We start from the raw sequence: 9,381 nt of genomic DNA, 5'->3' as shown, positions 1-9,381 counted from the left end.
GAGCACCGATCTCCGGGACATCATGGTAGCGGCTGCGGAGGGTAACCATCGTGCCAGGCTCGCGGTGGACGTGTTTGTAGCGGCCATCCGCAAGTATGTCGGCGCTTCCCTAGTCGAACTGGGTGGGGCCGACGTCCTGGTGTTTACGGGCGGCATCGGTGAAAACCAGCCGGAAATCCGCTCCGCGGTGTGCCGCGAGCTGAGCGAATTGGGCATTGTGATCGACGAAGAGAAGAATCGCGCGGCTCGTGGAGAATGCGAAATCGGCTCGCCGCAGGGGCGGGTTCGGATCTGGACCATCCCGACCAATGAAGAGTTGATCGTCGCCCGACAAACAAAGGCCCTTTTAGAGTCACTGTAATGCTATGTTCTTAGCAAAGGTCACAGGGTCACTGGTATCCACGCAGAAGGTGGACTCGATGGTGGGGCGAAAACTCCTTCTCGTGGAACCCTATCGTGTGGATCCGCAAACGCGGAGCACACTCGTGGCCACCGGCCGAACCTTTGTCGCGGTGGACACGGTGGGTGCGGGCGAAGGAGAAATGGTCCTCATTGTGCAGGGGTCCAGTGCCCGACTTACTCCGGAAACAAAGAATCTTCCGGTGGACACCGTCATAATCGGGATCGTCGATCACGTGCATGTGGGGCAGCGGTGTATCTACAGCAAGCAGCCGGAATCGTCGGAATCGCACAGTTAGGAAGGCGATCGGCTGCCTGTCGGGCACGATGTGGTTGTTGATGTAAACGATGGAGCGATCGGTTGTTAGATGAAAAGAATTAATTGTCGTTTTCCACAGAGGTGCCAGCGGATTCATGAAATAAGTTGAGAGGTGTGAGGGGGATTACCCGCGCATGACCACCCCCATGCCGGATTGTCGATAAGGAGTGAAATCATGCAAGTCAACGAAGCCCTGGTTCGTACGGTTGTCGAAGAGGTTCTCCAGCGTTTGCGGGGGAATGGAGTTCCCTCGGCACCGCCGCCGGTTGTTAAGCGGTATCAGGGACGTTTCGGCCTTTTTACGGATGTGGATGACGCGGTCGCAGCGGCCGTGGAAGCCTTCGATATTCTTTCCCGCCGCACCCTGGAGGAGCGAAAGCGGCTCATCGACCACATTCGACGCATCGCCATCGAGCAGTGCGTCGAACTGGGCACGATGGAGATGGAAGAAACCAAGATCGGCCGGTTGGAACACAAAATTGAGAAGCTCCGCATTTTGGGAGAGAAGACGCCCGGTGTGGAATTTCTTCGCAGTGAAGTGTTCAGCGGAGACCATGGGCTGACGGTGATCGAGCATGCCCCCTTTGGCGTGATTGGGGCGGTGACTCCCGTGACGCATTCCCTGCCCACGCTGACAGGCAATGCCATCGCCATGATTGCGGCAGGCAACACGGTTGTCTTCAACCCGCATCCCAGTGGAAAGCGGGTAGCTGCAGAAGGAGTTCGTCGCTACAACCAGGCTATCTTCCGGGATCTAGGCATCGACAATGTGATGTGTGTCATCACAGAGCCCACGATCGAAACGGCCAACGCCATTTTCAAGCATCGCGATATTGCCCTGTTATGTGTGACGGGTGGTCCGGGAGTAGCTCGGGCCGCGATGCAGCAGGCTAAACGGGCGATTGTGGCCGGGCCAGGAAATCCCCCGGTGGTGGTTGATGAAACAGCCGATCTGGATCGCGCAGCGCGGTGCATCATCAAGGGTGCCTCCTACGACAATAACCTCCTCTGCATTGCGGAGAAGGAAGTCTTCGCAGTGGAGAAAATTTTCGATCAGTTAATGGCGGCGATGGAACGGGCAGGAGCGGTTCGGCTCAACGCCGCCGAAATCGAGGCCCTCACCGCCAAGGCCATCACGTACGTGGGCGAAGGTGAGCACCGGCACCCGGTTGGCGTGAAAGAGTTTATAGGTCAAGATGCAGCCAAACTGGCACGGGCCATTGGCAAGAAAATCCCTGATGACGTGGAGCTTCTCTTTGGTGAAACGGACTTCTCGAATCCCTTCGTCCATGCAGAGCAGATGATGCCCTTTGTCCCGTTTGTCCGTTGCCGAGACGTGGATGAGGCCATCGAGCGGGCACGGATTGCCGAACATGGCTTCCGGCACACGGCGATCATCCATTCGCACGACGTGGTCAATATGACCAAAATGGGGCGGGCGTTGGACACCACGATTTTCGTGAAGAATGGACCGTGCATGGCAGGACTGGGCCTCGGTGGCGAAGGTTATATTTCGTACTCCATTGCCGGGCCGACGGGTGAAGGCATCACAACACCTCTCACTTTCACCCGGGAACGCCGGTGTGCGATGATCGATAGTCTGCGAATCCTGGGGAAATAAAAAAGTGGGAACAACTGGAGCTGTGAGGTTGCATTTTGGGGATTGGGCCTTGCCCCGATCACACGTGAACATAGGCAGTCGGAGCTGGGCCGTAACGGATTCGCCGGAAGGACGATACGGAATTCATGCTGGCAGGACGAGTGGTGGGTCATGCGACGGCGACGGTGAAGCATCCATCCATGAAAGGCTGGAAGCTTCTGCTGGTTCAGCCATTGGCCGCCGACGGCGCCTCGCCGGATGGTGACCCGGTTTTGGTGGTTGATAATCTGGGTGCAGGTCGAGGTGATCTGGTGATTGTAAGTTCCGATGGCAAACACACACAAACGATCATAGGAGATCCACACACTCCTGTGCGGTGGTCGGTGATTGGGATTGTGGACTGATGGCCAGCGGTGATTGGAATGCTCAACTGATCGAACAGGTCGTGCGAGAGGTCCTGGCGTCGCTTCAGCAGCGGATTGGGGCGGAGCAAGGACCGAATGAACAGCCCCCTGCCGCGCCATCGGGGGAGCCGGCCAAAGGCCTCGCTCCGCAACAGAGGGCTGACCCGGAGCCCACTGCCTCTCGCCGCGAGGAGGCCACCCAAACAGATGCTTCCCGACCGCTGGCCAGATTTGTTTCCACGCGGGATGGCGAGCTCGTTCTTTCGGATAGGGTGATCACCCTTGCCCAGGTGAGCGATCGTCTGGAGGGAATCCGGCGCGTGGTGGTCCCGATGAACGCGGTGGTGACACCCGCCGTGCGAGATTTGCTTCAGGAAAAGGGGATCCCGGTATTTTACGGAGGCGAACAGAAGTGTGCCGAAAACGGCAATGTATCGCCCACCAGGGCCGCCACAGTCACAGTTTTATTGGTGACACAGAGGATCAACCCCCAGCAACTAGATAATCTGTTGCGCTCGGAGGGGATCAGCGCGGAGTATGAGACATTGGACTGCCTCATTCGGGCGAGTGAAAGAGCAGCAGAGCTGTGCCGCAAACAGAGGCTGGTCGTGGTGGTCACTCGGCATGTCGCGGCGGAAGTCTGTCTGGCCAATCGGCAGCGGGGAGTCCGGGCTATTGTAGGACGGGACCCCCAGGCGGTGGCGGGCGATACGGCGGCCGTCGGTGCCAATGTTTTGGTGGCGGATCTCAGCGCCGGGTTGTTCAACCTCAAGCGGATGATCCGCCAGTTTGTGGCATCATCCCACATTTGTCCGGAAGTCTTTCGCGAAAAATTGGAACTCCAGTGAAGTGAGTTTTCATGCATCGGCAGGAAAAACACTAAGCCGCTCAGAAAGGAACACAGGTCGTGAGAGTCGGAAAAGTGATCGGCACCGTCACTTTGAATCGCGCGCACCCGACCATGATTGGAGCGAGGTTCAAGGTCGTGGTGCCGTTGTCCCTGGAAATGCTGCTGGGTGAACGGGCAGCCGATGCAGAGGAACTCGTTCTGTACGACGAATTGGGCGCTCACGACGGATGTTTGGTGGCCTTCAGCGAGGGGCGCGAAGCGGCGCAACCATTTCCGGAACCGAAACCGGTGGATGCCTATTTGGCGGCGATCCTGGATCGGGTAGAGGTGTGTCCGCTCCGGGAAGTGCTGCCAGTGTCGGCGGATGATTGAAAGCAGTTATGTTAAAGAACGACCACAGAAACATGCGGCACCCGACAAGGGAAGCCCGAAAATAAATTCGGCAGGTTGGAGGATTGGAACGATGGCATCGCAAATGGATTCTCAACAGAAGCCGAAAACCACCGTTCGTGGGGGAGGGACTCCGCCCAACATTCAGCGACTCAAACAGGAAATCTGTGAAATTGGTGACCGCCTTTATAAACGCGGTTTCGCTGCAGCGAACGACGGGAATATCTCATACCGGATCAGCGACAATCAGGTCCTGTGCACCCCCACGATGATCTGTAAAGGCTTCATGAAGCCGGAGGACCTGTGCATTGTAGACATGGAGGGGCGCCAAATTGCAGGAGTGCGGAAGGCGACCAGCGAAATTAAGCTCCATCTGGCAATCATGAAAGCCCGGCCTGACATTCGCGCGGTGGTTCACTGCCATCCGCCGCACGCCACGGCGTTTGGTATCGCTCGGGAAGCCGTGCCCCTGTGTGTGCTGCCGGAAGTGGAAATCTTTCTGGGCGAGGTACCGATCGCCAAATATGAGACGCCCGGCACCCAGGAATTTGCCAATACGATCCTGCCGTTTGTGGAAAAATGCAACGTGATCATTCTGGCCAATCATGGCACCGTGAGTTTCGGGGACACGGTGGAAAAGGCCTACTGGTACACGGAGATTCTCGATGCGTACTGCCGCATGCTGATGCTGGCAAAGAGCCTGGGGCGGATCAACTATTTCACAGAACCCGAAATCAAAGCTCTGCTTGATTTGAAACAGCGGCTGGGTTACAAGGACCCGCGTCTAGAACTGGAAAATTGCGAGCTCTGCGCCAACGACGTTTTTCGCGAAAGCTGGCGTGAAAGCGGTGTCCGCCAGGAAGTTTTCCAGCCACCTCGGTTCCGCTCCGGCCAGAATCCCAGTTGCGGCGTCAACCCTCAGTTGAGCGAGGAAGAACGCGAGCAGCTCGTGCAGCTCATCACCGATCGGGTGATGGAAATCCTCAAATCGCAGTCTTAGGCTGGGCAGCAGCGTGTTTTTCGGCTGGTAACGGTTTGTCCCATTTCAGGGCACGCCCGATCAATTGGGCCATTTCAAAGTGGCCCTCTCTCTTTCTTTTTGAGCACTCAACATTGCCCCGCGCGATGCCGGCTTTATTCGGCATTGTTGGGTTTATTCAGCGTTTTCTGTTCAATCGAAAGGTCGCCTCCCATTGAGGATATACCAGTCGGCAGAAATATGGTCTTGGGCAACATCACATCGCTGTTGCGCTTCGGATAATAGCGGACGAATGGCAAAACATGGGAGTTTCTAGTGTGAAATCTGAACCTACAAAGAGAGAATTTGCAAAGCCGTGGGCACATTCTTGACTGGCGCGGCGATGGATGTATGCTAAGGGCAACGTCGTCATTCCCACGGAAGAGGAGAGGCCCGATGACCCGCCCCACCAGCGTCAGCAAGTGCTTTTGCGGGCTCGGTTTGCCGAGCTATCTAGCCCCTAGAATCCGAGTGGGAGTCTCCACAGTGCGATGGATGCTCTTGGGTCTGATTACCGGGATGACAGTATTCGTGACGGTGTCTGCTGGGTTTGAGGGTCGGGCGTCTGAACAGAATGAGCAACCCGGCGCCCAATCAGCTCGCGTTCGTTGTCTTCTCGTGACCGGTGAAGATTACCCCGGGCATAAGTGGCGCGAGACGACGCCTATCCTCAAGAAACTCCTAGAGGCACGCGGTGATATTGCCGTGGATGTGGCAGAGGATTTGACGGTTTTGCGCACCGAAAAGCCTTTTCAGTATCAGGTGGTGATCCTCCACTTCAAGAACTATGACCCCAATGTTCCAGGTCGGGAAGGACTGCAGACCCTGGAACGATTCGTGCATGAGGGGGGAGGATTAATGCTCGTCCACTTTGCTTGCGGGGCGTTTCAAGAATTCAAAGAGGATTTCCTCAAGCTTGTCGGACGGGTTTGGGATCCGCAGCTTCGAGGGCACGACCCCTATGGTTCCTTCAAGGTCCGTATCGTCGATCCCGAACATCCCATCACTCGCGGGTTGCAAGACTTCGATACCGTGGACGAGCTGTACACGTGTTTAACGGGCGATCTCCCCATTCACGTGTTGGCCGTCGCCCGGTCTAAGGTGGATGGAAAAGACTATCCTATGGCTTTTGTGCTTCGGGTTGGCAAAGGTCGGGTTTTTCACTGCGTGCTGGGGCATGATGTGAAGGCATTCCAAAGTGAGGGGGTGCAAACACTGTTTCGGCGGGCGTGTTTGTGGTGTGCAGGACGGCTTGCGGAGGCTTCGCAGGCGGTTTCATTAAAAATGGAATGAAACTTCGTCAGCCGGACTGTTAAACCGCAGCGGTTGATGGAATGGTGGAAAGTGCAACGGGCGAGGTGGTGTATGCAGATCAGCTTTCATACGGATGCGTTCAATTCGGCCTACTGGGATTTTGAGAAGTGTCTGGCGTGGGCAGAGGCCCATGACGTTCATTACATCGAATGCGGTGTGATTGATGGTGCCAGTTGGATTCATGGATTGGGGTATCAACCCCATGTGGCTCTGTACCAGGACCCGCTGCTTTTGCGGCGAAAAATGGAGAATTATGGGGTCCGTTTTTCGCAAATTGATGCGGCCTTCCCACTTTCCGGACGGGAGGGGCTGTTCTACGGTGTGGCTTACGTGCTGAAAAGCATCCCTTGGGCAAAACATGCGGGGTGTTCACGAATTGCCACGACCGACGGTCTCCATCGGCCCCCGGACATGTCCGATGAGGAGGCCATGGCCCTTATGAAACGTTGTTACGAGCAAATAGTGGAGGTGGCCGAGGCCTACGAAATCACCATCAACATTGAAGTTCACGGATATTTCACCACCAATCCTGATCGCCTGGCAGAGATGCTTGCTTTTTGTAACAGTCCGTTTTTGCGTCTCAATTTGGACACGGGAAACTCGTTTATTGCGGGACAGGATCCTGTGGAGTTCTGTCGACGCTTCATCGACAAGGTCAATCACGTCCATGTCAAGGATGTAAGTCCGTCGTTGGCAGCGGCGGTGCGGGGGCAGGAAACGGGAATCGCCGTGAGCCACTGTGCGATTGGTGATGGCGTGAATGCCGACAATATTCGGCAGGTGCTCACGATTCTCCGCGACAACGGTTACAATGGGCCGCTGAGCATGGAGTGTGAAGGACAGGGAGGTCCCATGATTGAACGATCCCTCCAATGGTTGCGGAACACGCTCCAGCAGCTTGGAATTCCCGAGGAAAAATAGCTGGCTGGATGGTCGCTGTAACCCGCCGGGGGTTTTCGGGAAGGATCAGGCGACCGGCCCAAGCGATGGGGAGACGTAACATCCGACGGGCTGGGGAGGAACGACCCGCGGCGATTGTGTCAGCGAGACGATTCGACCCATTTCGTCGAGTACTTTCCCGGTGTGGCGTGAACCTCAGTTATCGATCGAACCACGCAGGTAGTTCAACAAAGGAGGATCTCCATCATGATGCCCAATTGCGGTAGCGGAAGTTCGGCATGGTCACGTCGCGAGTTTTTGGCCAGAACAGGAGCGACTGCAGCGGGTGTTCTCGCGGGGCTAGAGGTGAGTCGCACGGCTCACGCGGCAGGAAGCGACATCATCAAAGTGGGGATGATCGGCTGTGGCGGCCGATGTTCAGGGGCGGCAGCTCAGGCACTCAATACCGGACCGGACGTTCGACTCGTGGCTATGTGCGACATTTTCGAAAGCAAGGTGAAAGCAGCGCGAGAGAATCTCAAAAATATCCATCCCGACAAGGTCATCGTTGATGACGACCATTGTTTCGTGGGCCTAGACGGCTACAAAAAGGTCATCGAGGCTTCTGACGTGGTTCTCATCGCCTGTGCGTCGAAGTTCCATCCGATGTATTCGGAAGAGGCCATCAAAGCGGGAAAGCACGTTTTCGTGGAAAAACCCCACGGTATCGACCCGGTTGGTGTACGTCGGATGCAGGCGGCCTGCGATCTGGCCAAAGAGAAGGGGCTGAGCATTGTCTCCGGACTGCAGAGCCGATTCGATTTTGGCTGGCAGGAGTGCATGAAACGAATCCATGATGGCGCGATCGGTGATATCGTGGCCGTTCAGGCCATGTTCCTGCGTGGTCCTTACCAAGTGATGAGCCGGAAACCCGAGCATACGGAACTCCAATTCCAGTTCTGGAACTGGTACCACTTCTGCTGGCTTTCGGGGGATGATGTGCCGCAGTCGCTGGTGCACAACATGGATCGGGTGAGCTGGGCGCTCAAAGAAGAGATGCCCGAGTGGTGCTTCGGACTGGGTGGCCGATCCGCATCCTTTGGAGAAGGCCTGGGTGACATGTACGACCACGATACGGTTGTGTACGAGTACAAGAGCGGGGCCCGCGTCTACGCGATGTGCCGCACGCAGAACGGGTGCTACGGCAACAGCAGCGACATCATCATGGGCACCAAGGGTACGTGCTATTTGGGACAGAAGCGTATTGTCGGGGAAACCAACTGGCAATACGAAGGGCCTCGCAATGATCCTTATCAAACGGAACAGCAGGCCCTTTTCGATTCCATCCGCAAAGGCCAGCCGATCAACAGTGGCTACCATATGGCCCAGAGCACTATGGTGACCGTGTTGGGCCAGTTGGCGGTCTATACGGGGCAGGCCATGCGGTTCGAGGAGGTTGCCAAGATGGATTTCCAGTATCGACCGACGCCTGAAGAGACGCGCATGGATATGGAGCCTCCCACCCTGCCGGACAGCACGGGAAACTACCCGTTGCCCAAGCCGGGCATCAGCAGCCTGGAGTGGATCGCCGGGCCCCGCCGTCCCTAAAATCCCGAATGTGTTGCTGCACGATGGCGTCCGTACTTTCCCACACTGGTAGGGACGGGGGTACGTTTGTCCTGTCGATTGGAAGAAACGGGGCAGTCTGACTAAATGTGGTCGGTAGGAACTTCCGCCGGGCAACCGATGGGGCCCGCTGTGAATTTGGATTGTCTTGAACGCAGAAAGCCACCACACTGGCGTTCCGTTCGCCGCACAGACAGCAAATTCGGCAGGCTCCGCCGCGCTGGGTTGCGCCAGCCAGGTAAGGTCTTGTCTTTGAGCTCGCAAAACGACAGAATAAGACCACGTGCTTGGTCGCAAACTCAGGGGGCGGTGTTGATATGCTCGCGAAGTTGCAGACATTTACCCTTGTCGGAATTGACGCACTGCCGGTGGTGGTGGAAGTTGACGTCTCGCCGACCGGCCTAGCGAAAACCGTGATGGTTGGATTGCCCGAGGCCGCCGTCCGCGAAAGCACCCATCGCGTCGAACGGGCGATTGTGAATTCGGGGTTTCAGCGGGCCAATACGCGGACGGTCATCAATCTGGCTCCGGCGGATGTCCCTAAAGAGGCGGCGTCTTTTGACCTACCAATCGCCTTGGGGA

The 9,381-nt window shown here is 56.7% G+C and carries 10 protein-coding genes and 1 pseudogene; all 11 read left to right on the top strand.

The window, feature by feature from the left end:
• A pseudogene (locus ABJK56_RS19425) lies at positions 1–361 on the top strand (acetate/propionate family kinase); the annotation flags it as partial.
• Positions 362–365: 4 nt separating this feature from the next.
• Positions 366–698 carry a EutN/CcmL family microcompartment protein gene (locus ABJK56_RS19420; protein WP_347246345.1) on the top strand — a complete coding sequence of 111 codons (333 nt, stop codon included), beginning with the start codon at positions 366–368 and terminating at the stop codon, positions 696–698.
• Positions 699–893: 195 nt separating this feature from the next.
• Positions 894–2,339 (top strand): aldehyde dehydrogenase family protein, encoded by a 1,446-nt coding sequence (locus ABJK56_RS19415; RefSeq protein WP_347246344.1) that lies wholly within the window; start codon positions 894–896, stop codon positions 2,337–2,339.
• A gap of 125 nt (positions 2,340–2,464) precedes the next feature.
• On the top strand, positions 2,465–2,722 hold the full coding sequence (locus ABJK56_RS19410) for a EutN/CcmL family microcompartment protein (RefSeq protein WP_347246343.1): 258 nt from the start codon (positions 2,465–2,467) through the stop codon (positions 2,720–2,722).
• Positions 2,722–3,570 carry a hypothetical protein gene (locus ABJK56_RS19405; RefSeq protein WP_347246342.1) on the top strand — a complete coding sequence of 283 codons (849 nt, stop codon included), beginning with the start codon at positions 2,722–2,724 and terminating at the stop codon, positions 3,568–3,570. Before ABJK56_RS19410 ends, ABJK56_RS19405 begins: the two co-directional genes overlap by 1 nt.
• Positions 3,571–3,629: 59 nt before the next feature.
• The gene (locus ABJK56_RS19400) at positions 3,630–3,944 is read left to right on the top strand and encodes a EutN/CcmL family microcompartment protein (protein ID WP_347246341.1); all 315 of its coding nucleotides are present in this window, start codon (positions 3,630–3,632) and stop codon (positions 3,942–3,944) included.
• Between the two features lie 103 nt (positions 3,945–4,047).
• On the top strand, positions 4,048–4,962 hold the full coding sequence (locus tag ABJK56_RS19395) for a class II aldolase/adducin family protein (protein ID WP_347246391.1): 915 nt from the start codon (positions 4,048–4,050) through the stop codon (positions 4,960–4,962).
• Between the two features lie 414 nt (positions 4,963–5,376).
• Positions 5,377–6,273: a ThuA domain-containing protein gene (locus ABJK56_RS19390; protein ID WP_347246340.1), complete on the top strand. Its 897-nt coding sequence runs from the start codon at positions 5,377–5,379 to the stop codon at positions 6,271–6,273.
• A gap of 72 nt (positions 6,274–6,345) precedes the next feature.
• Complete coding sequence (locus tag ABJK56_RS19385; RefSeq protein WP_347246339.1) at positions 6,346–7,215, top strand: sugar phosphate isomerase/epimerase; 870 nt, start codon at positions 6,346–6,348, stop codon at positions 7,213–7,215.
• 225 nt (positions 7,216–7,440) lie between these two features.
• On the top strand, positions 7,441–8,781 hold the full coding sequence (locus ABJK56_RS19380; RefSeq protein WP_347246338.1) for a Gfo/Idh/MocA family oxidoreductase: 1,341 nt from the start codon (positions 7,441–7,443) through the stop codon (positions 8,779–8,781).
• Between the two features lie 335 nt (positions 8,782–9,116).
• Positions 9,117–9,381: magnesium chelatase domain-containing protein (locus tag ABJK56_RS19375; protein ID WP_347246337.1), on the top strand; the 265-nt coding region annotated here is incomplete at its 3' end.

The sequence above is a fragment of the Thermogutta sp. genome, from assembly GCF_039793925.1.
Classification (GTDB): domain Bacteria; phylum Planctomycetota; class Planctomycetia; order Pirellulales; family Thermoguttaceae; genus Thermogutta.
The sequence above is the reverse complement of the archived record's forward strand: the minus strand, read 5'-3'. Positions and strand labels throughout refer to the sequence as shown.

What these genes read in the sequence shown, in the direction of transcription:
- ABJK56_RS19420 (WP_347246345.1), top strand. Translation starts at nt 366, where the DNA reads ATGTTCTTAGCAAAGGTCACAGGGTCACTGGTATCCACGCAGAAGGTG.
- ABJK56_RS19415 (WP_347246344.1), top strand. Translation starts at nt 894, where the DNA reads ATGCAAGTCAACGAAGCCCTGGTTCGTACGGTTGTCGAAGAGGTTCTC.
- ABJK56_RS19410 (WP_347246343.1), top strand. Translation starts at nt 2,465, where the DNA reads ATGCTGGCAGGACGAGTGGTGGGTCATGCGACGGCGACGGTGAAGCAT.
- ABJK56_RS19405 (WP_347246342.1), top strand. Translation starts at nt 2,722, where the DNA reads ATGGCCAGCGGTGATTGGAATGCTCAACTGATCGAACAGGTCGTGCGA.
- ABJK56_RS19395 (WP_347246391.1), top strand. Translation starts at nt 4,048, where the DNA reads ATGGATTCTCAACAGAAGCCGAAAACCACCGTTCGTGGGGGAGGGACT.
- ABJK56_RS19390 (WP_347246340.1), top strand. Translation starts at nt 5,377, where the DNA reads ATGACCCGCCCCACCAGCGTCAGCAAGTGCTTTTGCGGGCTCGGTTTG.
- ABJK56_RS19385 (WP_347246339.1), top strand. Translation starts at nt 6,346, where the DNA reads ATGCAGATCAGCTTTCATACGGATGCGTTCAATTCGGCCTACTGGGAT.
- ABJK56_RS19380 (WP_347246338.1), top strand. Translation starts at nt 7,441, where the DNA reads ATGATGCCCAATTGCGGTAGCGGAAGTTCGGCATGGTCACGTCGCGAG.